The 25,714-nt window shown below is 47.0% G+C and carries 31 protein-coding genes; 11 read left to right on the forward strand and 20 right to left on the reverse strand.

Annotation, left to right across the window (positions count from 1 at the left end):
- The 4 genes from ACXAC1_RS05690 to ACXAC1_RS05705 all read right to left on the reverse strand — a co-directional run bounded on the left by ACXAC1_RS05690 (nt 1) and on the right by ACXAC1_RS05705 (nt 2,391).
- On the reverse strand, nt 1-708 hold the full coding sequence (locus tag ACXAC1_RS05690) for a hypothetical protein (RefSeq protein ID WP_475059748.1): 708 nt from the start codon (nt 706-708) through the stop codon (nt 1-3).
- Between the two features lie 14 nt (nt 709-722).
- Nucleotides 723-1,145: a GNAT family N-acetyltransferase gene (locus ACXAC1_RS05695; RefSeq protein WP_475059751.1), complete on the reverse strand. Its 423-nt coding sequence runs from the start codon at nt 1,143-1,145 to the stop codon at nt 723-725.
- Between the two features lie 355 nt (nt 1,146-1,500).
- On the reverse strand, nt 1,501-2,013 hold the full coding sequence (locus ACXAC1_RS05700; RefSeq protein WP_475059753.1) for an outer membrane beta-barrel protein: 513 nt from the start codon (nt 2,011-2,013) through the stop codon (nt 1,501-1,503).
- Nucleotides 2,014-2,190: 177 nt separating this feature from the next.
- Nucleotides 2,191-2,391: a hypothetical protein gene (locus ACXAC1_RS05705; RefSeq protein ID WP_475059755.1), complete on the reverse strand. Its 201-nt coding sequence runs from the start codon at nt 2,389-2,391 to the stop codon at nt 2,191-2,193.
- Between the two features lie 113 nt (nt 2,392-2,504).
- On the opposite strand from ACXAC1_RS05705, the gene ACXAC1_RS05710 reads away from it, so the two are divergent.
- Together ACXAC1_RS05710 and ACXAC1_RS05715 are read left to right on the forward strand one after the other, a co-directional pair.
- Nucleotides 2,505-4,130, forward strand: coding sequence for a methyl-accepting chemotaxis protein (locus tag ACXAC1_RS05710; RefSeq protein ID WP_475059758.1), 1,626 nt, complete (start codon nt 2,505-2,507; stop codon nt 4,128-4,130).
- An 86-nt stretch (nt 4,131-4,216) separates the two neighbouring features.
- Entirely contained in the window at nt 4,217-5,029 is an 813-nt protein-coding gene (locus ACXAC1_RS05715) for a MurR/RpiR family transcriptional regulator (RefSeq protein WP_228190072.1), read from the forward strand.
- Nucleotides 5,030-5,042: 13 nt separating this feature from the next.
- Here the strand turns inward: ACXAC1_RS05715 and ACXAC1_RS05720 are convergent, their stop codons facing one another.
- From ACXAC1_RS05720 to ACXAC1_RS05755, 8 genes are all read right to left on the reverse strand, one after another.
- Entirely contained in the window at nt 5,043-5,252 is a 210-nt protein-coding gene (locus tag ACXAC1_RS05720; protein ID WP_475059760.1) for a hypothetical protein, read from the reverse strand.
- 131 nt (nt 5,253-5,383) lie between these two features.
- On the reverse strand, nt 5,384-6,373 hold the full coding sequence (locus tag ACXAC1_RS05725; protein WP_475059762.1) for an isopenicillin N synthase family dioxygenase: 990 nt from the start codon (nt 6,371-6,373) through the stop codon (nt 5,384-5,386).
- 85 nt (nt 6,374-6,458) lie between these two features.
- A complete protein-coding gene (locus ACXAC1_RS05730; RefSeq protein ID WP_475059765.1) occupies nt 6,459-6,938 on the reverse strand; it encodes a nucleoside deaminase in 480 nt (159 codons plus the stop codon).
- Between the two features lie 23 nt (nt 6,939-6,961).
- The gene (locus ACXAC1_RS05735) at nt 6,962-7,753 is read right to left on the reverse strand and encodes an ABC transporter permease (protein WP_475059767.1); all 792 of its coding nucleotides are present in this window, start codon (nt 7,751-7,753) and stop codon (nt 6,962-6,964) included.
- Nucleotides 7,731-8,522 carry an ABC transporter ATP-binding protein gene (locus ACXAC1_RS05740; protein ID WP_475059770.1) on the reverse strand — a complete coding sequence of 264 codons (792 nt, stop codon included), beginning with the start codon at nt 8,520-8,522 and terminating at the stop codon, nt 7,731-7,733. Before ACXAC1_RS05740 ends, ACXAC1_RS05735 begins: the two co-directional genes overlap by 23 nt.
- A 4-nt stretch (nt 8,523-8,526) precedes the next feature.
- The gene (locus ACXAC1_RS05745) at nt 8,527-9,510 is read right to left on the reverse strand and encodes an ABC transporter substrate-binding protein (RefSeq protein ID WP_475059773.1); all 984 of its coding nucleotides are present in this window, start codon (nt 9,508-9,510) and stop codon (nt 8,527-8,529) included.
- Between the two features lie 259 nt (nt 9,511-9,769).
- Nucleotides 9,770-10,198, reverse strand: a complete 429-nt coding sequence (locus ACXAC1_RS05750; RefSeq protein WP_475059775.1) for a DUF1294 domain-containing protein — start codon at nt 10,196-10,198, stop codon at nt 9,770-9,772.
- 15 nt (nt 10,199-10,213) lie between these two features.
- Nucleotides 10,214-10,552 (reverse strand): hypothetical protein, encoded by a 339-nt coding sequence (locus ACXAC1_RS05755; RefSeq protein ID WP_475059778.1) that lies wholly within the window; start codon nt 10,550-10,552, stop codon nt 10,214-10,216.
- Nucleotides 10,553-10,745: 193 nt separating this feature from the next.
- On the opposite strand from ACXAC1_RS05755, the gene ACXAC1_RS05760 reads away from it, so the two are divergent.
- The gene (locus ACXAC1_RS05760; RefSeq protein WP_475059780.1) at nt 10,746-11,015 is read left to right on the forward strand and encodes a type II toxin-antitoxin system Phd/YefM family antitoxin; all 270 of its coding nucleotides are present in this window, start codon (nt 10,746-10,748) and stop codon (nt 11,013-11,015) included.
- A complete protein-coding gene (locus tag ACXAC1_RS05765; protein ID WP_475059783.1) occupies nt 11,016-11,309 on the forward strand; it encodes a type II toxin-antitoxin system RelE/ParE family toxin in 294 nt (97 codons plus the stop codon).
- A 91-nt stretch (nt 11,310-11,400) separates the two neighbouring features.
- Here ACXAC1_RS05765 and ACXAC1_RS05770 read toward each other — a convergent pair whose 3' ends face one another.
- The 6 genes from ACXAC1_RS05770 to uraH form a co-directional block, all read right to left on the reverse strand.
- A complete protein-coding gene (locus ACXAC1_RS05770) occupies nt 11,401-11,835 on the reverse strand; it encodes a hypothetical protein (protein WP_475059785.1) in 435 nt (144 codons plus the stop codon).
- A 117-nt stretch (nt 11,836-11,952) separates the two neighbouring features.
- A protein-coding gene (locus ACXAC1_RS05775) for an IS3 family transposase (RefSeq protein WP_475058452.1) occupies nt 11,953-13,028 on the reverse strand; the annotation gives its coding sequence in 2 pieces (ribosomal slippage) (nt 11,953-12,767 and nt 12,767-13,028; 1,077 coding nt in all).
- Between the two features lie 66 nt (nt 13,029-13,094).
- Nucleotides 13,095-14,000 carry a hypothetical protein gene (locus ACXAC1_RS05780; RefSeq protein ID WP_475059787.1) on the reverse strand — a complete coding sequence of 302 codons (906 nt, stop codon included), beginning with the start codon at nt 13,998-14,000 and terminating at the stop codon, nt 13,095-13,097.
- 595 nt (nt 14,001-14,595) lie between these two features.
- A complete protein-coding gene (locus ACXAC1_RS05785) occupies nt 14,596-15,618 on the reverse strand; it encodes an IS110 family RNA-guided transposase (RefSeq protein WP_475059105.1) in 1,023 nt (340 codons plus the stop codon).
- Between the two features lie 186 nt (nt 15,619-15,804).
- Nucleotides 15,805-16,959, reverse strand: a complete 1,155-nt coding sequence (gene hpxO / locus ACXAC1_RS05790; protein ID WP_475059790.1) for an FAD-dependent urate hydroxylase HpxO — start codon at nt 16,957-16,959, stop codon at nt 15,805-15,807.
- 198 nt (nt 16,960-17,157) lie between these two features.
- Complete coding sequence (gene uraH / locus ACXAC1_RS05795) at nt 17,158-17,514, reverse strand: hydroxyisourate hydrolase (RefSeq protein ID WP_475059792.1); 357 nt, start codon at nt 17,512-17,514, stop codon at nt 17,158-17,160.
- 169 nt (nt 17,515-17,683) lie between these two features.
- On the opposite strand from uraH, the gene uraD reads away from it, so the two are divergent.
- The 7 genes from uraD (at nt 17,684) to ACXAC1_RS05830 (ending at nt 25,056) form a co-directional block, all read left to right on the forward strand.
- Nucleotides 17,684-18,226, forward strand: a complete 543-nt coding sequence (gene uraD / locus ACXAC1_RS05800; protein ID WP_475059795.1) for a 2-oxo-4-hydroxy-4-carboxy-5-ureidoimidazoline decarboxylase — start codon at nt 17,684-17,686, stop codon at nt 18,224-18,226.
- 79 nt (nt 18,227-18,305) lie between these two features.
- On the forward strand, nt 18,306-19,478 hold the full coding sequence (locus ACXAC1_RS05805; protein ID WP_475059797.1) for an amidase: 1,173 nt from the start codon (nt 18,306-18,308) through the stop codon (nt 19,476-19,478).
- A gap of 3 nt (nt 19,479-19,481) precedes the next feature.
- Nucleotides 19,482-21,068: a gamma-glutamyltransferase family protein gene (locus ACXAC1_RS05810; protein ID WP_475059799.1), complete on the forward strand. Its 1,587-nt coding sequence runs from the start codon at nt 19,482-19,484 to the stop codon at nt 21,066-21,068.
- A gap of 284 nt (nt 21,069-21,352) precedes the next feature.
- Entirely contained in the window at nt 21,353-22,171 is an 819-nt protein-coding gene (locus tag ACXAC1_RS05815; RefSeq protein ID WP_475059802.1) for a sulfite exporter TauE/SafE family protein, read from the forward strand.
- Between the two features lie 10 nt (nt 22,172-22,181).
- Nucleotides 22,182-23,432: a pyridoxal-phosphate-dependent aminotransferase family protein gene (locus ACXAC1_RS05820; RefSeq protein ID WP_475059804.1), complete on the forward strand. Its 1,251-nt coding sequence runs from the start codon at nt 22,182-22,184 to the stop codon at nt 23,430-23,432.
- Nucleotides 23,429-24,655 (forward strand): allantoate amidohydrolase, encoded by a 1,227-nt coding sequence (locus ACXAC1_RS05825; RefSeq protein ID WP_475059807.1) that lies wholly within the window; start codon nt 23,429-23,431, stop codon nt 24,653-24,655. Before ACXAC1_RS05820 ends, ACXAC1_RS05825 begins: the two co-directional genes overlap by 4 nt.
- Before the next feature lie 35 nt (nt 24,656-24,690).
- Nucleotides 24,691-25,056 (forward strand): AraC family ligand binding domain-containing protein, encoded by a 366-nt coding sequence (locus tag ACXAC1_RS05830; protein ID WP_475059809.1) that lies wholly within the window; start codon nt 24,691-24,693, stop codon nt 25,054-25,056.
- Between the two features lie 57 nt (nt 25,057-25,113).
- Here the strand turns inward: ACXAC1_RS05830 and ACXAC1_RS05835 are convergent, their stop codons facing one another.
- Nucleotides 25,114-25,398, reverse strand: a complete 285-nt coding sequence (locus tag ACXAC1_RS05835) for an addiction module antidote protein (protein WP_475059812.1) — start codon at nt 25,396-25,398, stop codon at nt 25,114-25,116.
- Nucleotides 25,395-25,700 carry a type II toxin-antitoxin system RelE/ParE family toxin gene (locus ACXAC1_RS05840; RefSeq protein WP_475059814.1) on the reverse strand — a complete coding sequence of 102 codons (306 nt, stop codon included), beginning with the start codon at nt 25,698-25,700 and terminating at the stop codon, nt 25,395-25,397. The genes ACXAC1_RS05835 and ACXAC1_RS05840 overlap by 4 nt, the downstream gene beginning before the upstream one ends.
- Nucleotides 25,701-25,714: the final 14 nt, after the last annotated feature.

Raw genomic sequence — 25,714 nt, forward strand, 5'->3', positions numbered from 1 at the left:
TTATAAATATTCTCTTAAAATTGGATTAGGTTGAAAGATTGGAGCGACAAGTTTTTCATCCTGATCTAGAACCGCTATATCGTGAGGATGTAGGAGTTTATCATGCACTCGTATTTTTCCACTGGCAGGCAAAGCCCATTTAACCCCACCAATAGACAGCAGCTCTTTTTCCAAAGACTTAGATATTAATAGAGTGAAGCCATCATAATTTATCGAATTAGACCGATTGATAGGCTTGTTAAGATAGGGGTAGTCTGGGCTGACCAGCTGATATCCCGCACCAAAAGAAGGAATCAAAAAATACTCATTTTTAAATGCTGGATTTTTATAGTAGTCCCAGTATTTTTTAGGCACGACAACATAAACAGCATTGCTCCAATAAGGTTCTGACTCAGTGTTGGACAGGTACTCTATATAAAAGCTATGGCTCTGTGCATATACGGCCTTGAAACTCGGATTAGAGGGCAGAGAAAACACTTTTCCTAAACTGCGCTCCTTCCAGTTATCCATAACAAGGTCTAGAAAAGTGTCACTGAGGTACGTTGGAAACATAACATGGTCTATTTCCAATTCGCGTTTATTATCTGCAAAAGAAAGACTGGATGCGCCTATCAATAGACTCAGCACAAACATCTTAATCACGAACATCACTGATTTATTATTTTTAATCAATAAGGCTCGGGGCGTATTGGTATATTTCTCACTCATGCACCAAGTTTCCTTTAGATAGCCAGTCGGTTGATATCCTTAAGAATCCAAGCACTATTATGTTGTTCAAAGCCGATCTTAGGGTAATAGCCAACCGCTTGAGGCGCTGCTAAAAGGTTGATCATACAATCTGGATGCAGATGCTCTTTTGTGATTCGAATAAGCTGCTTACCGATACCTCCTACTTGAAGGCTTTCATCAACGGCTAAATCAGATAAGTAACAGCAAAAATCAAAATCAGTAAGCGATCGAGCCACGCCCACCAGCTTGTCACCGATCCAAGCGGTCACCAATAAATTGCCATGCTTCAACATAGACTCAGTGACTTCAGGGCGGTCAACAGGGCGTCTAGCACCAAGAGAAGTACGGTTTAGCAAATCAATGAACTGCTGACTAGTAATAGACTCATTGATTTTGTATTCCACCATTGCACTCATTGCTTTTTTCCCTACTGAAACCATAATTTGAAATAGCATGAATTTGAGCATTCAGACTCAGCTATGCTCCCAATATTGATACTAAGATAGCTATTAATGTACTTCGATTATAGGCCATCTTTAGCTCCTTCAATCGCAGCCTCGACGGCTGACAATGCTTTTGGGCTATTCTTCCAACATGTGCTATTCAACATAGATGCCACCTGCTCGGCAATGTCCATCGCTTGATAACGAGTCAGTTTGGATACCTATTTCTTCAAAGCGCTTCAGTACAGTCGGGGTAACACCTTTTACTGCTAAGAGCGCCTCCTTTTCAGATTTTGAAAAAGCTATACTCCTCCTGTTTTAGCGCTATTTACATTGGGAACTCTAAATCGACAGACGTAATTTTTGTTTCGCTAAACTTTTCATACGAGAGCTCTACCGCCATGCCATTTCTAAAGACATAACCCGCGCCAAAACCAAGAGCAAACTGTGAATCAGAGTCTGAAACGCTGACAAATCCAGAGGATGTCTTAACATCACTAAAGGCGTAGGTTGGCCCTGCGAAGGCGTAAAAAGACTCCGTCACATCAAATTGGGCGTTTGCGGACAGTGCCATGAAGTAATTAAGTTTATAATCTACGCCAGCAACAGAGTCTTCATCAAGACCCACCCCCAGACGTAACTCAGGTACAACAGAAAGTTGACGGTACAGACTATGCTTTGAGGAAAGTGAGCCAACTAATGCACTAACATCAGCATCCCCTTCACTTAATCTCATGATCCCCAAACCGCCAATCTGATGATCAGTAGGCAGATAAGACTCTGCCGCAAAAGAAGAAGTAACAGATAAGCTAAGTACTAGATAGGCCAATTTATTTTTCATCAAATAATCCTTTGGGCTTTTGTGCCGTCCTAAAATATAAAAAGCACTCTAGATTAGATCCTTTTTTATGACAATCCTCTTGGTCATTTTTCTAAAAGATAGGTTGCTCTAAAAAAACGGTGCTTTATCGCTAAAGCACCGTTTTGATAGGACAGAAACACCGCTAGGCAAAACTGATTACAACACCGCACCAATAAACTGCTTTAGTTCTTCCTTTTCTGGCTCTGAGAGTAGCTTTTTAGAATTACCTTCTTCCCAGACTTTCCCTTGGTGCATAAAGACAACGCGGTCACCCACGTCACGAGCAAAGATCATTTCATGGGTTACCAAGATCAATGTCATGCCCTCGGCAGCTAATTGCTCCAGGACTTTTAACACTTCTTCAACCTGCGCTCACTTAATTTTCTTGCTTAACGTGTAATAGATCTTTGTTAGCGTTCGTCTAATAAACGGGAGCTTACCATTGATCAATATCGCGCGAGGAAACAGCTATGGGCTTAAAAACCATCAAAGGGAAACTGATAGCAAGTTTTATGGCCTTGCTGATTTTACTATCAGTGATTACTGGCGTCGCGATCACCCGACTACATCAACTTACAGGAAGCTTGGAGCACATTGTTGAGCGCAATGCTCTGCTGGTCGAATCCAGCACCGAGCTCACCAACCTAGCGGAGGGGCTAGCGAGCCGTTTACTACTTCTGTTTGTTCTGGATGAGCGAGAACAACGCATCGCCATTTACAAAGAAATTGATGCCAAAAATGCCGCAATGGATCAGCGTATTGAAAGCATGCTAGCACTCACTGAAATGAGTGACGACGCCCCGATATTGACTCAACTTGGCGAGCAAAAAACGCGTTACCAAGGTGCCTTGCAAGCCACAGTGGAAGCTCTTGAATTTGGCGAGCTCGGCGATGCCAAACAGCAAATGGCAGGCGATACCCGAGCGCAGCTTGAACGTTTTATTAATATGGCCCAAGCGTTTGCAAACAACCAACGTACAGCTATGTCTGAGCAACAACAGGCCGTCCTTAAAAGCAGCGATCAAGCCATTATTGTAATGATCAGCCTCGGACTCATTGCCTTAGTGGCTGGGTTTATGATGACATGGTTGATCACTCGTTCTGTGGTAAGGCCCATCCATTCTGTAGGCGTTATTTTAGACCATGTCGCTGATGGAGATGTTTCAGAGCCCGTCAAATTAAACACTTCTGGAGAATTAGCACAGTTAAGCCATAGTACTGAGAAAATGCGCCAAAGCTTGGTCGATTTGCTTAAGCAGATCGGGCAAAGTGTCGACACCGTTTCCCACTCAGCCCATGCGATTAATGACACCGTGACAGGCGTTCGCACTGGAGCCCAGACACAAGAAAGCATGGCAACAAGCATCGATACCTCGATCACACAGTTAAGCCATGTCTCCGAGCAAATTGCCTCACACCTTACCTCTGCAAAAGACCAAGCAGGGTCTGCACACCAACTGGCTCAACGTGGTGTGGTGGTGATTAATGCAGCGTCCGCGGATATTCATAATGTTGCGAACTTTATGGCAGACAGTGCTACATCTGTCGCCAACTTAGAACAAAGCGCAGCCAAAGTAACGGACTTCGTTGATCAAATCCGTGAGGTAGCGGACCAAACTAACCTACTAGCGTTAAATGCTTCCATTGAAGCGGCTAGAGCCGGAGAAAGTGGTCGTGGCTTTGCGGTAGTGGCCGATGAAGTGCGTAATTTGGCAAACAATACCGCCTCGGTAACAGAGTCAATTGACCAAGTTCTCACTCAAATCAGCCAACTGGCTACTCAGGTTGCCACTGAGTTAGAGCAAGGTCGAACAAAAGTTAACCAAGGCATGGAGCAAATTGAACAAGTTGTAGCACCACTCTCACAATTAGAACAAGACTCTGCGCATGCCCTGCATAGCCTGAACGACTTGACGCAGTTGGCGACTCAACAAAGTCATGATGCAGCCAATATTAGAGAACAAGTGCAGGCGATTGTAGACGTCACACGTAACAACACTCAGACCTCAGAGCAACTAGAGAGCCTAACCACCACCTTACAAACCGCGGTTCAACATAGTGAATCCGCCACAGCCAACTTCCATTTGCCATCTTAAGGCAGAATTCCAAAGACGGAGTTGGCACGACTGCTGCTTTCGATTAACGTATACCTATTCGTTTTTATTGAAGGCAGCACATCATCGTGAAGCAGGATGTTCTCTCGCTTATTGAGCAAAATTACCCAACACTGTCGCCCTCGGCGCGCACCATTGCTAACTACCTACAGCAACACCCACTGGCAATTGTGAGTCAAACGTCTGCGGAAATCGCCGAACATACCCAGACATCTAAAGCGACTGTCAGTCGTTTTTTCCGCCAGCTCGGATTTGAATCACAACAAGATGCCAAACAGGCCCAATTACAACTGCGTCAACAGGGTGTTCCAGTGTTAACGCAAGGCCAATCCATCGATCAAACTGCGGAAGAACTGAAGAACCTATCCCTGACATTTGAAGGACTACGAACAGAGCTGCTGGATGAGATTAGCGCCCAGTTAGCCAACGCAAGTCGTGTCACTTTAATTGGCTTTCGAAACTCTTACCCTGTTGCACTGCATTTTCGTCAGCAGCTACAGCAGATCCGAACGTCAGTTCGGCTGTTACCCCAACCAGGGCAGACGCTAGGTGAAGATCTGCATGATATTTTAGACGACGAAGTCATAGTACTGTTTGGCTTCCGCCGAAGAACGCGCATCTTTAAGAAGATTGTTGAAGCACTAGAAGGTCGCAACACCATACTCGTAACCGACCCAACGGGACAGGTCTACAACCAACAAGTCAGCAAAGTCTTGGTCTGCCACCTCGGCAACGACAACCCATTCTACAGCTATGCAGCCCCTATGAGTCTCGTTTCGATGCTGTGTAATCGCGTCTACAGCTACATTGGCGAAAACGCGCAATACCGTACCCAGTCTATTTCGAACCTGTACGATGACCTAGATGAGATGGAATTGTAGCTATTAGTGAGCGTTATGTATTATCAGTAATGGCCGCAACCAATGAGTCTTTCGCTTGCATCATAGTGTCATATAATGCCCCAGAGGATGGGTTAAATACTACAGCAATGACCGCTACTAGAGTCACCGCCACCACTGCATATTCCACAGCAGTCACGCCCTCGCGGCCTTTTATGAAGCTCAGTAATGTCAACCGTAACTTGTAGAATAAGCATGCAAACATAAAAGGCCGCCAATAAGAGTTAAAGTATGTATAACTTAGCGAAATCCTAATGATTAACCAATTATTTCAATCAAGTTTTTGTTAGCTTTTTGTACATTTACTCTTTTTTATAGCCAGTTTTTTAGACTTGGCTAGCGATCTGCTTTGGCAAAGTTCGCCTGAATGCGTTGATTCAAGAAATCCTCTGCGCTGATTGGCTCATAGTGCTTGTTTGGCCCTTGGATCATCTGCGTTTTATTGGCTTGGCAGAAGAAGGCAACGGAGTAACGACTGCCGCAATATTCGTCTACACGGGGTAAACGCACACGGTGCAGGTTGGATTTTAATTGGTCTTCGCTCCAGCGCATCAACATATCACCGATGTTGCAGGTAATCACATCGGCAATAGGTGGTACGCTGGTCCACTGTTTCGCATCCGCATCTTTACCTGGACACACTTGCAGACCACCATGACCTTCGTGCTGGAACAACAAGGTTAAGCAGTCAAAATCCGTGTGTGCCCCTGCGCGCCAGATATTGCCCTGCTCAGTCACGCCTTCGGTTGGATAATAGTGCAACAAGCGCAAGGTGCTTTGGTAATCGCTTTGTTTCGGGTCGTGGGCTTTGGTGAAGAAATCTCGTTCAAAACCAAGTTTGTCTGCAAAGCACGATAGGACTTTCATGCCGACTTTCCAACACTGCTGTTCAAACGAAAGAATATTATCTTGGAAGTTAGGTAACTCAGCTTCTGTGGGCCACAGGCCATCCATATGATATTGAGTGATTTGGTAGGATTCTTTTTCGTCAGCGGTACCTGTGGACGGTCGAATTTGGCTACGGGTTTCGTAACCAGCATTAACACCTTTTGGCCGAGGCCATTGAGACTTCACGTCATTGGGAAGCTTAAAGAATCGATCGGACTCTTTAAACGCCGCATCGATCTCTGATCGAGCGATACCGTGGTTTTTAAGTTGGAAGAAGCCAATTTCCGTGGCTGCATGCCACAGTTCATCCGCGATTTGCTCGCGACGTTCTTCGAAGTTACTCAGGTCAATAACTGGCACGTCGCGTTTCATTTCAGAACCTGCGCCACCAAAGGTCGTTTCACGTTGTAGTTCTTCCAGAGCATAGGATTGAGTCATAGTGCATCTCCTAAAAGCTCTGGAGCAATGACCCAGCCATTGGCCTGCCTGCTTCTACTCCGTTCAGTTAAATTGTTGATTAGGACTACCAAACGCCCTCTTGTAATGCCGCTGCCTCGTCTTCTAAACAAGGGCCGATGACTTCTACTTTACGTTGACCCGCATCGAATACGGCTCGACAGGGTAAATCTAGCGTTGGGTTTTCTGGATGGTTACCGGTAATCGTTTTCAAACGTGCTTCACTTAGACCATATACCACTCGCCCTAGACCGGCCCAATAAGCCGCCCCAGCGCACATCGCGCAAGGCTCAGCCGACACGTACATGGTACAACGTGCTAAGAAATCGGGGCGATAGGTTTTACTGGCACGGGTCATTAGCTTGCGCTCTGCATGACCTGTCATGTCCAAGTCGGGCAGGTAGCCATTCACCTGAGACATCAACACTTCACCGTTTTCATCCACTAATACTGCCGCAAAGGGATGAATTCCTTGCTTCTTAGCATCGTCTGCTAACGCAAAGCTTTGACGTAACAAAGCTTCATCTTGTGGTGTTAACTTGCTCATAAGGCTCTCATCTTTAATCATTGTTATTTCTTCTTCGGCAAGCTCCAAGGAAACAACCACGCTTGAATCCACTGCACAGATTTGAACAGCAACAAGCTAATAACGGCTAAGAAGATCAAGCCAGCAAATGCCTGTGGGATTTTAAAGAACGACGTTGAGAACTGAATGAAGTACCCTAGGCCTTCTTCTGCTGCGACAAACTCCGCCACGACTGCGCCAATGATCGCCAACGTAATCGATACACGTAGACCACTGAAGATATGCGGAATGGCATAAGGGATTCGGATCTGCCAAGTTTCACGATAACGCGGCGCACGAAGAGATTGGCTTAACTCGATCATTTCAGGTGGCGTTTCCAACATGCCCGTGGTCGCAGAAACCACCAATGGAAAGAAAGTAATCAGGCAAGTAATCAACACACGAGAGGGATCATCCGTACCAAGTAACACAATAATCAAAGGAGCGACTGCAACGACAGGTGTTGACTGAATCACAATCAAGACAGGGTACAGCGTTCGGTTCATTAACTCAGAGCGAATCATGCCAATCGATAACGGCAGGGCGATCAGTATTGACAAAGCGAAGCCCATCAATGCCACTCGAAGCGTTGCCCACAAATGCCCCATCCAGCGGGAGAACTCCACATCAAAGAACGCTTTAATGATTGCTGACGGCGAGGGGAGGATGTAGTTGGGCACGTTGCCTACCTGACAAATCAGCTCCCAAAGAGCTATCAACCCGACAAAGAACAACACCGGCGCAAAACGATACGCCTGTAGCCCGACCCAAGTCTTAGGCTGGTACGTTTGGCTCATAAATATGTCCTCGAATTAAGTCAGTCAGTTCAGCAAAACGCGGTTCATTTATGGTTTTACTGGTACGTGGGCGGGGTAAATCTACTTCGATCAAATCCAGCACTGTGCCAGGGCGTTTACTCATCACCAAAATCCGATCTGATAGCAACACAGCCTCGCTGATCGAGTGAGTAATAAACAGCACGGTTTTAGGGTTCTCTTCCCAGATTTTCAGTAGATCAAAGCCAATCTGCTCACGAGTCAGTGCATCCAGCGCCGAAAAGGGCTCATCCATCAGCAAAATATCGGGGTTCAACAACAACGCTCGAACAATACCAACACGCTGCTGCATGCCGCCCGATAGTTCATCTGGCATTTTGTCTGCAAACTGCGTCAAACCAGCCATTTTTAGCAACTCATCAGTACGCTTTTCGTCTTCTGGGGTGTAATGCCCATATTTATGTTTCAACGGAAACAGGACGTTTTTGCGCACCGTCAGCCAAGGAAGTAAATTGGCTTTTTGAAAGACAATACCCACATCGTCACGCGGCTCCGTCACTCGTCGGTTAAATACCGACACCTCTCCATGAGACGGGATCAATAAGCCAGACACCATACGCAGTAACGTCGACTTACCACAGCCTGAGGGGCCTACCACCGCCACAAACTCGTGACGATGAATATCTAAATCAATACCCTGCACCGCCATCGGTGCATCAGGACGAGGGTCATAGCGATGCCCCACCCCTTGCATACTGACATAAGCGGATTTATTACTTACTTCTGTCAAAATATCACTCCGCCAAGTAGGTGAAATCCACCGCTGTTTGTGGATCTAATGCGTCTTCGCTTAACTCATTAGCCGCGGCAACATATTCCCATGTTTGCTGGATACGCTCAGGGGTAAATACCCCAAAACCATCTGCTTTAGTGACACCGTTATAAACAAGGTTGGTAATACTCTTGATTTGTGCTGCAGCGATCTTGGCATCCACTTCCGGCACCATCGCATGAATCGCTTCCCCAGCTTTGTCGGGATGCGCATAAGTAAACTCTAGGGATTTCGCGAATGCTTTCACAAAACGCTCAGCCACTTCTGGTCGCTCAGATAAGAAACGTTCAGAAGCCAATAATGAAGAGCTATACAAAGACAAGCCCGCACTAGACCATGGCATCTCGACGATTTCCTTGCCCGCTTCAGCAGCCTGAGTGGTAAACAATGCCGTATTCGTTACCCAGGCAATGATCACATCAGCATTACCCGTAATCATCATTGGCCCCAATGCACCAGGATCGGTTTTCACTAGACTAATATCGTCTTCGCTCAAACCATTCTCTTTTAAAACCAAAGGTAAAAATGCATTAGAAGAGGTAAAAGGAGATGTGGCGACCTTCTTACCTTTTAAATCTTTAATCGAGCTAACACCTGAACTTTTTAATGCAAAAAACGCATGAGGAGCTTGAGTAAAATAAGGGTAAATCGCCACAACCGGAACGCCATCTTGCGCCTTAGCAGCCATTAAAGCACCAATATCTGAGCTGCCCACATCCGATTGACCAGTTGCCATTTTGGTCAGAGCGTCGGTAGAACCACGGCCACTGGCAATCGAAACATCTAGGTCTGCTTCGGCAAAAAAGCCTTCTTGAATACCCACGTAAACTGGAGCTTTATCGCCACCTGGTAGCCAATCCAACTGAAAGGTTACCTTGTCAGCAGCCATCACGGACGAACTAGAGATCAAACCGGCCAACAGAGATAACTTCAACGCTGCTTTCATACTCAAACTCTCCTGTGTTTCTTTTAAAGATACTTTTGTTTCACTCAGGCAAAGAGAGCAACATTCATTCCAACTTTATCAAGACAAACAAAACTTTATTAAAAACAGTTAGTTAAAGATTTCCCTCAACCTTTCAGTACTCTTTTTCTAAAAATGATCGTGCAAGGTGACTCAAAAGAGAGCGAAACAAATGTTTCATGGATAGGAATTGCCAAAAAGCGGGGCATGATCAAGCTGTAACAACAGCTCCGTATTGCTATTAAGGAAGAATAGAGTGAACTACGGTAAAAACATCCTGCAGAGTGTTCCGAAATATGAGGTTAAGACTCCACATCACAACACCGCAGTTCACTAAAATCATTATCCAAAGGATCGCTTTAAAAGGCTGCTTAATGGTCTTATGTCGAAGACGGTGCTGAGCGAGTAACGCCCCAGGCCAACCGCAGAAGAGTGATAGCAAATGTAATGTTTTCTCAGATATACGACTCTGACCTTTTTGCGCGGCACGCTTATCAAAGCCATATACCACATACGTCAGCAAAGACATGACCGCATAAATCGCCAACAAGATTGCCGGTCCATCTAGTAATACGAGTGCAACCGACAGCAGCAGGCAATATGCTGCACAAAATAACAGGGAGGCGGGCGTTTTCTTTTTAGGGTGGGAAGTGACACTAGGTTTCGCCATGACAAGCTGGAACTCTTAAACAGCCTTTAATGCAGCATCGAGCTTTTTCGTATTACGAGCCTGAAAGTAGAACTGAACCACATTTAAAAAGGCTAACCCCAATATAATCAGACCAAGCGCATGCCATTCCTTTGATAACGAGTGGTACAGTGCAGCGGCATAAACCAAAGTATTAAAGATGGCGACCCAATAAGGTAATCGAGTCACTACCAGCTTCTTCGCACCATAATCCCATTTGACTGTCAGCTGATAAAACCACCACCACTTACCTACAGCTATTCGATGCCCCTTGGTCGTCAGTCGTGCAGGCCATCCGTCTTGGTTCAATTTTGACACGACATTAGATAATTCCATTTAGTTTATCGTCCTATTATTACAATGATGGCTAAAGCTTAACAGATAAGAGTGCTTAATTAAAAAGCGTTATAGGTAAAGGGTTAGCGATGTTTTCCAGCGTTAGGGGGTATAAGCGTATTGCGTATCTTCGCTTGAATAGACCTGTTAACAGGTGCTATAAAATGTACTATAAATTTTCTAGGTCAAAATTATGAGCGTTAAATTTTCCGAAGATGTTGTGCCTCTATCTGATTTAAAGGTCAATCCAGGGCGGATCATCAATCAAGCACAAGATACACATCGACCGATCTTGCTTACCAGTCGAGGGCGCGGTGTGGCCGTTGTTCAAGGACTGGAAGATTATGAAAAAACAGCTGAAGAGCTGAAATTTGTGAAAGCCGTTGCGCAAGGTTTAATGGATGTTCGTGATGGCAACACGGTATCACTGGAAGACGCGAAAAAAACTCTAGGCATAAAGTAAATGGAATTACGTATCGCCCAGTCTGCACTTGAAGACTTGCAGGCCATAAAAACCTACTACACAGAGCAGGATGCGTCTCATATTGGCAATGAATTTGTCTCTGCGATTCTAACACACTGCGAAATGCTTCTAGCTCATCCTAATGCCGGCCGGGTCGTACCTGAGTTCAATACGGATCAAATCCGAGAGCTTGTCCATCCGCCTTTTCGCGTAGTGTATTTAAAACAAAAGCACGAAATTGTATTAATCCGAGCATGGCGTAGTGAAAGGTTATTAGTGCTACCTGATAAATAGGGTGGATTGACTGGGTCGCTTACAACCCGGTTTTATTAGTGAAACTATGTGTATCTGTCCTTAGTTTCCGCTTAGCTGCCGTTTCATTGCTCTATTTGGCTGCTCCATGCTTTTCTCCATATACATCTTTTGCTTTAAACACTTCCTTTTGAAGAACTTTAACGTAACTTGGTTCGAGCCATTCATCCCTATCTTCTCTTCGATGGGATTCTTTCCAAGGTATTCCTAGGAATGAGCATGCGACCTTTTCAGCCAATATAGACAAGTGAAAAGTGGCTACAGCCAAGCTCTGGTTATTAATGTAATGAGCACCGCCATGAGCTAACTTGTTTCTAATACCAACTAATCCTTTCTTGCCTTCGATATCCCACAAGTCTTTAAAACTAACACTTCGTGAATACAGAAAGTTGACTATTTTCTCTGTTACAGGCAATTCACCATTGGTAAATTTTTTAGCGAAACCTTTCACCCGTGAAGATGTATCTAATCCCATTTCTTCCATTGAGTCCGCAAGATCTTCAAGCATTTTAGCTGCAACTTTATTAGCATCAGTTGGGGCCTTTGGCTCATACGATTCACTTGAAATCTTCTCTAAGGTTCTAAAGGTAATCCTCCCTTTTTTAACTTAGCTCAAAAGTAGAGGTTAAGCAGCCATTAGAGGTGGCTTGCCTCCGTTAGCTGTATGTGGTCTTTCGTGATTGTAAAACCACAACCATTTCGTTGCATAGTCTTGCACTTCCTCAAGTGTTTCAAAAAGATGCTTGCTTACCCATCCATATCTAGCTGTTCGATTATATCGTTCAATATAAGCATTTTGTTGTGGATTGCCAGGTTGGATGTATTCAACTCTAATGCCTTTCTTTTTAGCCCAACGAGTAAACTCATGACTCACAAATTCCGGCCCGTTATCACAACGCAGTATCTGTGGTTTATCTCGCCATTCAAGCAATTGCTCAAGCGTGCGTATCACCCTCAAGGTCGGTAAGGAAAAGCCTGCTTCCATCGCTAGTCCTTCGCGCTTGAAGTCATCGATTACGTTAAATAGACGATAGTGGCGACCATCGATAAGTTGGTCATGCATAAAGTCCATAGACCAAACCTGATCTCGTTTGGTTGGCTCCTTCAAGGGTTCAGGTACGTTCCGCTTTAAGCGTCTTCTTGGGCGGATTCGTAGATTCAACGCCAACTCGCAATAGATTCGATAGACACGTTTATGATTCCAAGTGTGGCCTTTTACGTTTCTTAGATAAAAGAAGCATTGCCCAAACCCCCAATCCGTTTGAGTCTCTGCTAGGTCAACTAAAAGTTTAGCGATCAAAGCATTGTCATCATTCAAAAGGCTCTTGTAACGATAACAGGTTTCACTGATCATAAAAGCAGAGCAGGCCAAACGAATGCTCACCGCCTTATTCGCTACAGCATGAAGTGCCATCTCTCGTCGAAGGGATGGCTTCACCACTTCTTTGCCATGGCTTCCTGTATGATCTCCGCCTTTAACCGTTCTTCTGCATACATCTTTTTAAGACGACGGTTTTCTTCCTCAAGTTCTTTCATACGAGCCATTAAAGAGGCATCCATATCACCATATTTGGACCGCCATTTGTAAAATGTTGCCGAGCTCATACCATGCTCTCGACATAGCTCAGGAATGGGTGTGCCTGCCTCTGCTTGCTTTAGTATGGCCATGATTTGGCTATCGGTATAACGTGATTTTTTCATGCAGAACCTCCTGCGTTTAGAGTACGAGAAAATTCTACTTTTGGCTGCTGTTATTTTTCGGGGGGATTACCTAAATAACGACATAAACCTTTCTGCATCACGTAACTGAATTGCAGGACTCAAGCCATAGCTCAAGAAAAATAGCCACTGCCGCTCTCTACCCTGCAATAGTTTATGCGTATGGATTGCCTTATTAACTACTTCTGAAAGATCATTGATTGAAGCGACATACTTTTTAGGCTCAAGACCTGCATAATGAGTTTCAGGAGGCTCAATGGGATAAATCCAATACCTTGTTCTTACTCCGGACTGCAATGACTGCCACCCCACTACAGAAACCCGTTGCCTGAAAATAATCGAGAGAATATCTAAAATAGGAGAGATCATCTGTAAAATTTGATTGGCTTCGTATTTGTGCATATCGGCAGATACTTCCAGCCAATATCCAGACTTCAAAGTATAGTCATTAGAATTGCTAACGCGTGACTGCTCCCAATACCTTTGTAACTTAACTTCACCAAGAGTCGAGCAATGAAAAGAAGTTAGCTCCTCAAGCATCTTTCGAGAATCTAATGGAGAGTTATCTGTCAGATAATCATTCGGGGTAATGCATATGTAGAATCTGTTTTCACCATTTGGATATTTATCGACGATTTTCAAGTGAGCAACATGCGCAAGTACAATAGGAGATGATCCAAATTTTCTAGTCTGATGGAGATCAGTGATTATTTTCCTATAGCACACCTCCCCCATTTCAACTCGATAATTCGGTACATCTTGCAAACTAGAAAGCTGGCATGGATTCTCGAAAACATTAATTGGCATCTCCGAGTGAGGTATTCCAATATTAATCTCAACCTTTTCACCCCATATAGCTGGAAGCCAAAGGTTACAGTCGACAAGGACCTCCCTGCCTGATGAATCCAAAAGATTCGCATCAAAGGAAACCTTTTCTCTATAGTAGCTATCCAAAATCCCCGCCCTTTTACTTCATCAGGTTTACACTAGTTAGCCATCTAGCCATTACGCATATCAGAAAAGAAATAAATTCTTAATGTCATCCATGACAACAGTTAACCAAACTTAGCTTATCTTTTTAATAGAGCCAACCTGATCTTAGCGATATCCAATGCATTTGATACGCGCTGACAGTCGAGGAAGGCAAGACCATAGACGTGCGCAAGCGAATTGCATTGCATGGAATGGCGTAGCAAAGTTCTTAATAAGCACCGAAGCTAGTGCAATAGCAACCTAGAAAGACTGCCTAGTTTGAGAATTGATCCCTCGGAAACCGAGGTTATATGGACCCGCCCGACTGTTGCAAGCTATTTCGATAAGACAGAGTAAAGTTGCACGCTTATATTCGGCCTACTTTTTTGAGCATATCTGCCCGGCCATAAAGAGATGTGCTCCCATTTTCCTAACTTCCTACTCGGCTTCTAAGAGCCACCTCGCTTTCTAGGGTAAATGAGTCGATTTTATCTGTTTTGTCTTAATAGTCTGCGCAACGCTTTGGGTGTGCCTGTTTAACTTCTTTGGGTTGTCTATTGTTGTACGGTTTTAGCTTTTAGCGTTGATAATTCGTTTCTTTCATCATTAAGCACCAAACGATACGAGCCATTTTGTTCGCTAGAGCTACAACTATCTTATTAACGTGTTTGCCGCTGTCTTTCATGCGCTTTGCCCAATCACTTAAACGTCCACTGGTCTCTTCTTTTAACAGAACCCGATAAGCCGATCTTGCTCCATGCACTAGTTGTTTTCGTACATGTTTATTTCCTCGTTTACTAATGCCTAGCAATCGGTTTTTACCGCCACTAGAAGCCTGCCTTGGGACTAAGCCTAGTGAGGCAGCAAAATGTCTGGCGCTGGCAAAACGCTTTGCGTCTCCTGCATAACTTAGAAGCAACGAAGCATTGATTGGCCCGATCCCTGGAATCTCTAATAGCTTTTTGCAGTCCTCATTCTCTTTCACATAGGTTTGAAGCATGACGTCATAACGGTGTATATGCGCTTCCGTTTCCAACCACTGCTCTCTCAGATCAGATAGCAACTGTCTACCTTGGTAAGTAATCGGCTGCTCTGCATCTTCTAGAATGCTAGGTAGCAGCACTCGAATACTGGCATGACCTGTTGGGATAATGACGCCCATGTCAGCTAATATGCCTCTAAGTTCATTACCAATGGCTGTTTTCTCACGTACTAAGCGTTCTCGCACTCGATGAATCGCCTGTAGATCAAGCTGCTCTTCACTTTTAACCATGACTGAGGGAACACCTTGGTGTGATGCAGCCATGGCAATCGCTGCGGCATCCCGCATGTCATTCTTGTGAACCTGAACAAAAGGCTTCACGTACTGGGGAGAGATAACTTTGACTTTATGCCCCATCCTTTCGAACATTCGAGCCCAAGCATGAGAGCCACTGCAGGCTTCCATTGCGATCAAACACGCTGGTAGTTTAGCAATGAACTCTTTTAGCTCTGATCTGTTTAAGCGTTTTTTTAGAACAGCTTTACCGCTTTTATTAACACCATGTAATTGGAAAACATGTTTCGCCAAATCAATGCCTAGGATGCTAATATTTTTCATAGGACTCGCTCCTTTTAACTTAGATGCCGGTTTGCTTGGTTTGCACATTAAGCATGGCACATAGTTAGGAGGGCGGGTCCATCTCATTTCCTACAACGTTGGGACTTCGGTTTGCCTCAGGCTTTGCAGTGAAGAGTCGCGGGGCGGAGACCGCTCCTACAAAGAAGGGCCTCCGACCGTATAGGCTTAGCCCAGTGGGCCACCGAGGATGGTTTTTGACAGTCCTTTCATGATGCCTTCGCCAGTTTCGCTACGCAGTTCGTCGTACCATGCTTGGGTGGTTTCTGGGTGGTAGCCGTGGGTCACGTCGCAGCGGGCACGTGCTTTCAGCACTAGGTCTTTCACGCGATCCACTCGTGCGTCGTTATACTCAGCAAGGGCCAGTTCAATGCTGTCTTCTTCTGCAAAGCATTGTCCTAACACCACAGCGTCTTCAAGCGCGGCGCAGCCACCTTGGCCGATATCCGGCGTGGTGCTGTGACCTGCGTCTCCAAGTAAGGCGACTCGACCTTTGACCAATGGTTTAAACGGTTCTACATCATGGATTTCAATGCGGTTCGTAGTTTCAGAGTCGATAGCATTAATTAGTGTCTGCACTGGTTGCGCCCAATCTTGGAAGTAGCCTGTTAAGTCATGTTTAACGGTACTGCGATCCTGCGGCAGCCCAAGAGGTAGTGGCACATCAAAGAAGAAGTAGAAGCGGTTATCGGCAATCGGCATAACGGAGACACGCTTGCCATCGGCGACAAACATGGTCCATTGATCAGCTGGGGCAATGGCTTCATCGATTTCTACCAAGCCATTCCAGTTTACATAGCCTGCATAACGACGTTCCACTTTGTGTCCGAGTACGTATTCGCGGGCAATGGAGTGCGCCCCGTCTGCCGCAATCATAAAGTCGCCCGTTACCGTAGAACCGTCGGTAAAGGTCGCTGTAACACTGGTATCCGTTTGTGCGACAGCTTCTAAGCGCTTACCAAAATGAACCTTTTCACGGCCCCACCAGTCGATCATTTGCGCTTGCAGGTCTGCACGCGATACTGGACATGGTCGCTCGCCCACTTCGGCTACCAACGGCGCTAAGCTGAATTGCGTCATGGTGGCACCGCTAATACCTTCGTTGTAAGCCATTTTATGCATCGGGCCACCCAAGTTATCCATGATGCTGCCCATGCCTAGGTGGTTCATGCATTTGACGCCATTAGACCAAACAGAAATAGCGGCCCCAACGGGTTTCATTTCTTTAACGGCCTCAAAAATCTCGCATTCGATGCCTTGCTGTTTTAAAGCGGCTGCGGCGCTCATGCCACCAATGCCTGCGCCAATGATGATTGCTTTCATGGTATTCCCCTTGCTCATTCGGTGTTTCCTTACACCCTAATGGCAAGATTCGTACCCAAAACGTTTGTTTCTACCAAAACCCATATGAAACAATGGTTTCAGAGCTTTACTGTAGCCATCGACTCTGATTGCGCAATCATTGGGGCTGCACAACCATGATGCGCATGCACTAGCATGACGCAAAAATTAACCGATCGATCAACTTCCACGATAGGTGCTGTAGGAGTATGGTGTCACGAGCAGTGGTACGTGGTAATGGCTGTCTTCGTCGGCGACACCGAAACGCAATACCACCACATCGAGAAAACGAGGCTCAGGCATTTCGATACCTTGCTCTGCGAAATAATCACCAATGGCGAACTCTAATTCGTAGCGCCCAGCTTTAAACTCTGCTCCTTCCAAAAGCGGTGCATCGCAGCGACCATCATGGTTGGAGAAGGTTTTGTGAACCAAGCTTCGCGTGCCGTCTTCGGCTAATTGGTAAAGTTCAATGGCGACACCTGACGCGGCCACACCACGAGTCGTGTCGAGAATATGCGAGGTTAAATAACCCATAAAAAAATCCTTATAAAAAATAGCCAAGCTGACCCACTTGGAAAAATACACTTGCACTTTGCCATGCTTACAGCGGAAAGTGTTAGAACAAAATCTATGCCAGTAACGACACCCAAACTTGGCATCAGCTAAGCACACTTAAACCATAAATACCAAGGAACACCGCGTTATGAACACAGCAAGCACATCTCTGCTTGAGCAAGATAAAGACTGCTTTATCAACCACTTAAAAGACATATACGAGCATTCAAAGTGGGTTGCCGAAGCGTTATATGAAAAGCGTGATTCGCTAAAGCATCACCCAGAAGGCCCACAAACTGCGGTCACTCAAGCCATGCATGACATCATCGAAGCCGCCGATCACAGCACTCAGCTTGTCTTACTCCGAGCCCATCCAGACTTAGCAGGCAAGGCTGCTTTGGCGGGGGAGTTAACCGACGCTTCCACCAGCGAACAGGCTGGTGCAGGGCTAGATCAACTCACTCCGCCAGAGCTTGAACGCTTCCTTGGTTTGAACGAAAGCTACCGCGATAAGTTTGGCTTTCCCTTCATCATGGCGGTGAAAGGCGCCACCAAAGAGCACATTCTTGAAGGCTTTGAAGCACGCCTACCTAACTCCGTCGAGGCTGAGTTTCGTCGCGCTTTGAACGAAGTACACAAAATTGCAGGCTTTCGGATCGAAGCACTCCCTAAGTCATTTTGGTCAGCATAGTTTTTGCATTAGTACTGTTTGTTTCAGTTGACAAAATAAAGAAACAATTGTTTCATAACTTAAGAGACAGGAGCAAACCATGAAACACTTCACCGCCCAAAGCCCATTTTTGACGCCGACAAAAGGCAAAGCGTTTGCGCATAAAGCGCCGACATCAGACGCTTTGTCGGGTATGCGCCTCGCGGTGAAAGATTTGTTTCATATGGAAGGTTTGCCAACCACAGCGGGCAACCCAACGTGGCTTGCCACTCACAACCAACCCACGGCAACGGCGTCATGCGTTAGCGCTCTGCTCGATGCAGGAGCAAGCTTCGTAGGCAAGACCATCACTGACGAGTTGGCTTACAGCTTAAACGGGCAAAATATTCATTACGGCACGCCAGAAAACCCAATAACACCTGAGCGTTTACCGGGTGGCTCCTCTTCAGGCTCTGCTGTTGCCGTATCAGGTAAGCTGGCTGAAATTGGTTTGGGCACTGACACTGGCGGCTCCATTCGTGTGCCATCAAGCTACAACGGCTTATTTGGCTTGCGCCCAACCCATGGTGCCATCGCGGCCGATAACATGGTGGCATTAGCGCCGTCGTTTGACTCCGTTGGTTTTATGACTCGCAGCCTTGATGAGTTAATCAAGGTTGCCAAAACACTACTACCTAACCAGCAGCCAAAGCTTGCTAAGACACTGATTGCCAAAGCATTAATCGAACAGGTTGAACACAAAGATGCGCTGCTTAAGCAGCTAGATACTTGGGCAAATCAAGGCAATCTCAACATAGATGAAAGCTTTGAAATCGACCCTGTGTACTGGCAAACCGGTGCAACGTTTCGCACTTTACAAGGAGCGGAAATCTGGCAAACCCACGGCGCTTGGATCACGCAGAATGATCCCGATTTCGCACCGGATATTGCCAGCCGTTTTGAGTGGACCAAAACCATCAGCGCAGACGACGTCAGCGACGCCAAAGCACAACAAGCGAAGTTTCGCGCATGGCTCGACGAGCAGCTTGAAGAGGCGGTCTTGGCTCTGCCAACCACACCGGGTCGATCACCGCTTTTGACCATGCAAGACAATGAGTTAGCAGAATATCGCAACCAACTTTTAGAACTCACAGCGATTGCTGGCTTATGTGGTTTACCACAATTACATCTACCCGTTTGCAGCATTGACGGCGCACCGTGTGGTCTATCCCTTATTGGCCCTCGTGGTAGCGATTTAAGTTTGTTAGCCCTAGCCCAAGACCTAATGGAGTAACGCATGTCTTCGATCTCGCCATCTATTGCCTTTACTGCACCACATCACGAAGCCACCAAAGCCGGCCAAGCTATCCTTGAACAAGGCGGCACAGCAATTGAAGCCATGGTCGCAGCGGCCGCAACGATTGCAGTGGTGTATCCACATATGAACGGTTTAGGTGGCGATGGTTTTTGGCTCATTAGCGAACCTGGCAAAGCACCCATTGGCATCGACGCATCCGGTAAAGCGGCACAACTCGCGACCTTGGATTTCTTCCACGGGGAACAAGCCATTCCTGCTCGTGGTGGCAAAGCAACCGTGACCATGGCGGGCGCGGTAGCCGGCTGGCAAAAAGCCTTAGACATTAGCGCGTTCTGGCAAGCACCTAGGCCACTAAGCGAATTACTGCAAAATGCCATCGATCATGCTGAAAATGGCATTGAAATTACGGAAAGTCTGCAAGCAGCCAGTCAGAAAGTACATGAAGATTTGTCAGCGTTACCGGGCTTCGCGCAGTTCTTAGATCAAGGTGAAACACTCACCCACGATAACCGCTTAACGCTGAGTACCTTGGCGCAAACACTAAAACACTTAGCCGGAGTCGGCTTAGAGGATTTCTACCACGGCACGGTTGCTGAGAAGCTGGCAGCCGACCTTGAAGCGGCTGGCTCGCCAATTCGTCTGACAGATTTCCACGATTACCGTGCCGAACAAGTCACGCCGATAAGCGTAGAAACAGGAGTAGGTAAGCTTTACAACCTACCTGCACCGACCCAAGGCATTGCGTCCTTGATCATCTTGGCGCTGTACGATCGCATTCATCAGCTAGGCGATGGCAGTGAAACCGATATGGCGCATCTACTGATCGAAGCCACCAAACAAGCCTTTATCGCGCGCAATGAATACGTCACTGACCCAGCGCGTTTAAGCATTGAGCTACAAGATTTATTGAGCGAGGACAGCCTAGCTGCCATGACTGACAAAATTGCCATCGACCAAGCCCAAACTTGGCCACACCCAGCGAAGCACGGCGATACCATTTGGATGGGCTGCTGCGACAGCGAAGGTCGTATGGTGAGTTATATACAGAGTCTGTACTGGGAGTTTGGCAGCGGCATCGTCAGCCCAAGCACCGGCATTGTGTGGAATAACCGCGGTTCATCGTTCAGCCTTGAAAAAGGCCATTTGCAAGAACTTAAGCCGAATTTAAAGCCATTTCACACCCTAAATCCTGCGTTTGCAGAGCTTAACGATGGCCGTCGTATCAGCTACGGCACCATGGGCGGTGAAGGCCAACCACAAACTCAAGCGGCGCTGTTCAGCCGTTACGTGTACCACAAGCAACCGCTGGCGCAGAGCATCGCCGCAGGCCGTTGGTTACTGGGTCGTACATGGGGAGATGTGAGCCACAACTTAAAAGTGGAAAGCGATTTCGCGGCCGATGCCGCACAAACATTGATTGCCCGCGGCCACGACTTAGTTGCCGTACCTGCGTGCAATGAATTAATGGGCCATGCGGGCGCGGTGGTGTTGTTCCCAGAGGGCAATACCGACGCCGCCACCGACCCACGCAGTGATGGCTTAGCCGTCTCTTCGGCTAGTCATTGAGTAGCGAGTTAAGTCTGAGAGTCGTCGAAGTCGATTATGAAAGCGCCGTCCGTTGGGCATCCCTGCCCAAAAGTCCGGCACGCCCATCCATGGGCTTACGCTTTTCATAATCAGCTTCTCGCTAAATAGTCTGACTTAAATAGGAACAGACAACCCTTCGAGACCAGCAATCAGGATGATTGCGTAGGCTTAATCGGCACATGGATGTGCCGTCTAAGCCGGGTCGTGAAGGCGTTGCTGTTCCGAGAACACAACAACATATTTAACGTTAAAGAGAGCAAAACATGTCGTTCATAATGGAAAACTATTCCATGATTTTAGCCATGATGGGCACAGGCGTGATCGCCGGTATCTTGGCAGGTCTGTTAGGCGTTGGTGGCGGTATCGTAATCGTGCCAGTGCTGTTTTTCTTATACCAAGGCCTTGGTGTCAGCGCTGACTCTGCCATGTTAGTCGCCACAGCCACCTCTCTGGCAACCATTATTCCGACATCGATTAGCTCGATCCGTGCCCACAATGCGAAAGGCAATGTGGACTTTGAACTACTGAAAGCTTGGGGCTTCTTTATTTTCCTGGGCGTGTTGATTGGTAGTTTTGTGGTGACGCGCGTAGAAGGCCAATGGTTAACGTTGTTATTCGGTGTGATTGCGACTCTCTCTGCAATCAATATGCTACTAGGCAAAAAAGACGCCTTGTTTAACTCTCTACCAGGTAAAGGCGGTCAGAGCATCATTGCCACTTGTATCGGTTTCTTCAGCTCTATGGTGGGGATCGGTGGCGGTACGCTAACCGTGCCAACACTAACCTTCTGTAATTACCCAGCGCACCGTGCCGTCGGCACAGCCGCAGCCGTGGGCCTGATTATTTCTTTACCCGCAGCGGTCACTATGTTGGTCGTGGGACAGACGCCAGCAGACGCACCATTTGGCACATTTGGCTTGGTTAACCTTGTCGGTGCCGCCTGCATCATTCCGCTGACGGTATTGTTCGCACCAGTGGGTGCGGGCCTTGCGAACCGTTTAAACGCTGCCATGTTGAAAAAAGTGTTCGCGGTAACACTGATCTTCACTGGTCTTCGAATGCTTTATCAAGTTTTAGCGTAGGAGCTACCCCATGCAACCTCTACAATTTCCACCACGTTTGCTAATGGGCCCTGGCCCGATCAACTGTTATCCAAGTGTGTTGCAAGCCATGTCAACGCAGCTAGTGGGTCAATACGATCCAACCATGACGGGTTATATGAACGAAGTGATGGCGCTATACCGCCAAGTCTTCAACACGCAAAACGAGCAAACGTTCCTTATCGATGGTACGTCTCGCGCAGGCATCGAAGCGTCTTTGGTATCCATATTGGAGCCAGGCGATAAAGTGCTTGTGCCGATCTTCGGACGCTTTGGCCATCTTCTAACAGAGATTGCAGAGCGCGCCGACGCGGAAGTACACACCATTGAAGTGCCTTGGGGCGAAGTCTTCGATCCTCAACAAATCGAAGAAGCGATCAAACGAGTGCAGCCGAAAGTATTGGCCATCGTACAGGGTGATACCTCGACGACCATGTTGCAGCCATTGAAGGACATCGGCGGCATCTGTCGCACCCACGATGTGCTGCTGTATACGGATGCAACGGCTTCCATTGGCGGTAACTCATTTGATATGGATGCTTGGCAAATCGATGCGGTATCAGTTGGTCTGCAAAAATGCCTTGGCGGTCCCTCAGGCAGTGCGCCAGTCAGCTATAACGACCGTTTTGTTTCTGTAGTACGTAAGCGCCACCATGTGGAAGCCGGTATTCGTGATGCACACCATACAAAGTCTATGGGTTCGCGCATTCGCTCGAACTACTTCGACCTTGGCATGATCATGGATTACTGGGGCGAAGAACGCCTTAACCATCATACAGAAGCTGCAACCATGCTATTCGGCTCGCGCCAATGTGCGGTGGAACTGCTACGTGAAGGCCAAGATGCGGTCATCGCCCGCCACCAATTGGCAGGCAATGCCATGCTTAAAGGTATTCAAGCAATGGGCTTGCAGCCTTTTGGTGATCTAAGCAATAAAATGAGCAACGTGGTGGGCGTTCATATCCCTGACAATGTCGATGGCGAGAAAGTGCGCCACGATATGCTCAACATCTTTAACATCGAAATCGGCACCAGCTTTGGTCCATTAAAAGGCAAAGTGTGGCGTATCGGCACCATGGGCTACAACGCGCGCCAAGACGCGGTATTGCATACGATTCAATCCCTTGAAACCGTGCTTCGCAGCCAAGGCTTTGCTCTGCCGAATGGTGAAGGTGTCGACACGGCTCTGGCAGTCTATGCCTCTGCAAAAGAAAGTGCTTCAGCGCAAAAGGCTAGCCTATGATGGATTTCAAACGCCTTGGCCAAGAGGTTATGGAACGCTTGGAGACGCTTGGCAAGATTAGCCAATCATCCGAGCACCTCGACCGTCGCTACCTGACTGAGCAACATAAAGAAGCCAACCAACTGGTCGGCAGCTGGATGGAAGCTGCAGGTATGCAAACTTGGCAAGACCAAGCGGGTAACCTATGGGGCCGCTTTGAGGCGAAATATGCCGACGCTCCGCGCTTTATTATGGGTAGCCATTTGGACACGGTACCCAATGGCGGTAAATACGATGGAATGCTAGGCGTGGTTGCACCCGTTACACTAATCGAAGCCTTCCAAGCGGAAGGTATCCGTTTACCTTTCCATTTAGATATCGTGGGCTTTGGTGACGAAGAAGGCACACGCTTTGGCTCGACATTGCTAGGTAGCCGCGCCTTAACCGGACAATGGCCAGCAAGCTGGGTGGAGTTAAAAGACGAGGACGGCATTAGCCTTGCTGAGGCGTTGGAAAACTTCAGCTTAAACTTCGATAAAGTCTCCGAAGCAGCAATTCCTACGGACAATTTGAAAGGCTACCTTGAGCTGCATATCGAGCAAGGCCCTGTTTTAGAAGAGAAAAACCTCCCTATCGGTGTGGTCAGCGCCATCGCGGGTGCTAAGCGTTTTGAATTTACCGTTACCGGTATGGCAGGTCATGCGGGCACTGTGCCCATGCCAATGCGTTTGGACGCACTAGCGGCCAGCAGTGAAATGATTTTAGCGGTGGAAGCCGTTGCTAAAGAGCATGGCCTCGTCGCAACGGTGGGCCAGATCAGTAACCGCCCAAATGGCGTCAATGTAATCTCTGGCAAAACCGTTTTCTCATTGGATATCCGTAGTGAACACGACCAACAGCGTGACGCTGCCTTGTCAGATTTGATGGAACGTTTGGCGAAGATCACCGCAAAACGCAACATTATCTTAGAATATCAGCAAACTCACAGCGCCAACGCCGTACATTGCGACGCTGGGCTACAAAGCGTGTTGCGTGATGCCATCGCCGCACAAAACATCGATGTGCATACCTTGTTCTCAGGTGCCGGCCATGATGCCATGGCCATGGCGGAGATTTGCCCAGTAGCCATGCTGTTTATGCGCTGTGACAAAGGCATTAGCCACCATCCAGCGGAAGCGATTATGACCGAGGATGTGGTCGCCACTTTGGCGGTGTTAAGTCATACATTGCAGAGCCTAAAGTAAGCTCTGACCCCTAGGATAGTTACAGGGATTTCTCGATGCAATTTACTCGAATTTATAATGACGATCAGGGCAAGAGCCATTTTGGTGAAGTGAATATTGATGTACGCGATGGCGGGCCGATCGGTATGTTGTCAGAACGTTTTGCCGCGGGAGAGATGATCTTTCGCGAAACACCAGCGGACTACGATTTCAAATGGCACCCAGCGCCACAGCGTCAGCTATTATTTATCATCAAAGGCAGTTGTGAGTTTAAAGTGTCGAACGGTGAAACTCGCCAATTTAAAGGCGGAGATGTGCTACTGCTAGAAGACACCGAAGGCGAAGGCCACTGTTCAAAAGCCCTCAACAACGAAATCCGCCACTCGATATTTGTCACCCTTCCAGAAGGGACAGTGTTGTAACCCTCCTCCTTTATCTTTGTCCCTGTACGACCTGACTCTGTCAGGGACAAGGTTTGGCTAGCCCACAATTTTTAGCTCTAATCCAAGGGCTTTTAACACTTTTAAAATCGTGTCGAATTGCGGCCGCGAGCCAGATCGTAGCGCCTTGTATAAGCTTTCTCGCCCAAGGCCACTTTCTTTGGCAATTTGGGTCATACCCCGTGCTTTAGCGATATGCCCAATCGCTGCAATTAACTCTTCGGTATCACCTTCTTCCAGAACCATCGATAAGTATGCCGCGATATCAGCGTCATCACGCAGTTGTTCAGCCATATCAAAGCTTTTCAATGCTGTGCTGCTCATGATAGAACCTCGTTTAAATTGATCGCTATTTGCTTAGCTTTTGTTATATCTCGGCTTTGAGAGGACTTATCACCGCCAGCCAGCATGATGATTAAGGTGTCGCCTTGCTGAACGTAGTACATACGCCAGCCAGCCCCGAAATGCTCTCGCATTTCAAACACACCTTCGCCAACTGGCTTCACATCACCCAATGCTCCACGCGAACCTTTTTCCAAGCGTCGAGCAAGTCGTAAACGAGTGATATTGTCTTTTAAACCATGGAGCCAAACATCAAATTCATCCGTGAGTTTAATGTTGTACATAGTTGATATCCGTA

Source organism: Marinomonas sp. AWM4_232, from assembly GCF_056158325.1.

Excerpts from the sequence above, each read along its gene's own strand:
- ACXAC1_RS05690 (WP_475059748.1), bottom strand. The coding sequence starts at position 708 with ATGAGTGAGAAATATACCAATACGCCCCGAGCCTTATTGATTAAAAAT.
- ACXAC1_RS05695 (WP_475059751.1), bottom strand. The coding sequence starts at position 1,145 with ATGAGTGCAATGGTGGAATACAAAATCAATGAGTCTATTACTAGTCAG.
- ACXAC1_RS05700 (WP_475059753.1), bottom strand. The coding sequence starts at position 2,013 with ATGAAAAATAAATTGGCCTATCTAGTACTTAGCTTATCTGTTACTTCT.
- ACXAC1_RS05710 (WP_475059758.1), top strand. The coding sequence starts at position 2,505 with ATGGGCTTAAAAACCATCAAAGGGAAACTGATAGCAAGTTTTATGGCC.
- ACXAC1_RS05720 (WP_475059760.1), bottom strand. The coding sequence starts at position 5,252 with ATGTTTGCATGCTTATTCTACAAGTTACGGTTGACATTACTGAGCTTC.
- ACXAC1_RS05725 (WP_475059762.1), bottom strand. The coding sequence starts at position 6,373 with ATGACTCAATCCTATGCTCTGGAAGAACTACAACGTGAAACGACCTTT.
- ACXAC1_RS05730 (WP_475059765.1), bottom strand. The coding sequence starts at position 6,938 with ATGAGCAAGTTAACACCACAAGATGAAGCTTTGTTACGTCAAAGCTTT.
- ACXAC1_RS05735 (WP_475059767.1), bottom strand. The coding sequence starts at position 7,753 with ATGAGCCAAACGTACCAGCCTAAGACTTGGGTCGGGCTACAGGCGTAT.
- ACXAC1_RS05745 (WP_475059773.1), bottom strand. The coding sequence starts at position 9,510 with ATGAAAGCAGCGTTGAAGTTATCTCTGTTGGCCGGTTTGATCTCTAGT.
- ACXAC1_RS05750 (WP_475059775.1), bottom strand. The coding sequence starts at position 10,198 with ATGGCGAAACCTAGTGTCACTTCCCACCCTAAAAAGAAAACGCCCGCC.
- ACXAC1_RS05755 (WP_475059778.1), bottom strand. The coding sequence starts at position 10,552 with ATGGAATTATCTAATGTCGTGTCAAAATTGAACCAAGACGGATGGCCT.
- ACXAC1_RS05760 (WP_475059780.1), top strand. The coding sequence starts at position 10,746 with ATGAGCGTTAAATTTTCCGAAGATGTTGTGCCTCTATCTGATTTAAAG.
- ACXAC1_RS05765 (WP_475059783.1), top strand. The coding sequence starts at position 11,016 with ATGGAATTACGTATCGCCCAGTCTGCACTTGAAGACTTGCAGGCCATA.
- ACXAC1_RS05770 (WP_475059785.1), bottom strand. The coding sequence starts at position 11,835 with ATGCTTGAAGATCTTGCGGACTCAATGGAAGAAATGGGATTAGATACA.
- ACXAC1_RS05785 (WP_475059105.1), bottom strand. The coding sequence starts at position 15,618 with ATGAAAAATATTAGCATCCTAGGCATTGATTTGGCGAAACATGTTTTC.
- hpxO (WP_475059790.1), bottom strand. The coding sequence starts at position 16,959 with ATGAAAGCAATCATCATTGGCGCAGGCATTGGTGGCATGAGCGCCGCA.
- uraH (WP_475059792.1), bottom strand. The coding sequence starts at position 17,514 with ATGGGTTATTTAACCTCGCATATTCTCGACACGACTCGTGGTGTGGCC.
- uraD (WP_475059795.1), top strand. The coding sequence starts at position 17,684 with ATGAACACAGCAAGCACATCTCTGCTTGAGCAAGATAAAGACTGCTTT.
- ACXAC1_RS05805 (WP_475059797.1), top strand. The coding sequence starts at position 18,306 with ATGAAACACTTCACCGCCCAAAGCCCATTTTTGACGCCGACAAAAGGC.
- ACXAC1_RS05810 (WP_475059799.1), top strand. The coding sequence starts at position 19,482 with ATGTCTTCGATCTCGCCATCTATTGCCTTTACTGCACCACATCACGAA.
- ACXAC1_RS05815 (WP_475059802.1), top strand. The coding sequence starts at position 21,353 with ATGTCGTTCATAATGGAAAACTATTCCATGATTTTAGCCATGATGGGC.
- ACXAC1_RS05820 (WP_475059804.1), top strand. The coding sequence starts at position 22,182 with ATGCAACCTCTACAATTTCCACCACGTTTGCTAATGGGCCCTGGCCCG.
- ACXAC1_RS05825 (WP_475059807.1), top strand. The coding sequence starts at position 23,429 with ATGATGGATTTCAAACGCCTTGGCCAAGAGGTTATGGAACGCTTGGAG.
- ACXAC1_RS05830 (WP_475059809.1), top strand. The coding sequence starts at position 24,691 with ATGCAATTTACTCGAATTTATAATGACGATCAGGGCAAGAGCCATTTT.
- ACXAC1_RS05835 (WP_475059812.1), bottom strand. The coding sequence starts at position 25,398 with ATGAGCAGCACAGCATTGAAAAGCTTTGATATGGCTGAACAACTGCGT.
- ACXAC1_RS05840 (WP_475059814.1), bottom strand. The coding sequence starts at position 25,700 with ATGTACAACATTAAACTCACGGATGAATTTGATGTTTGGCTCCATGGT.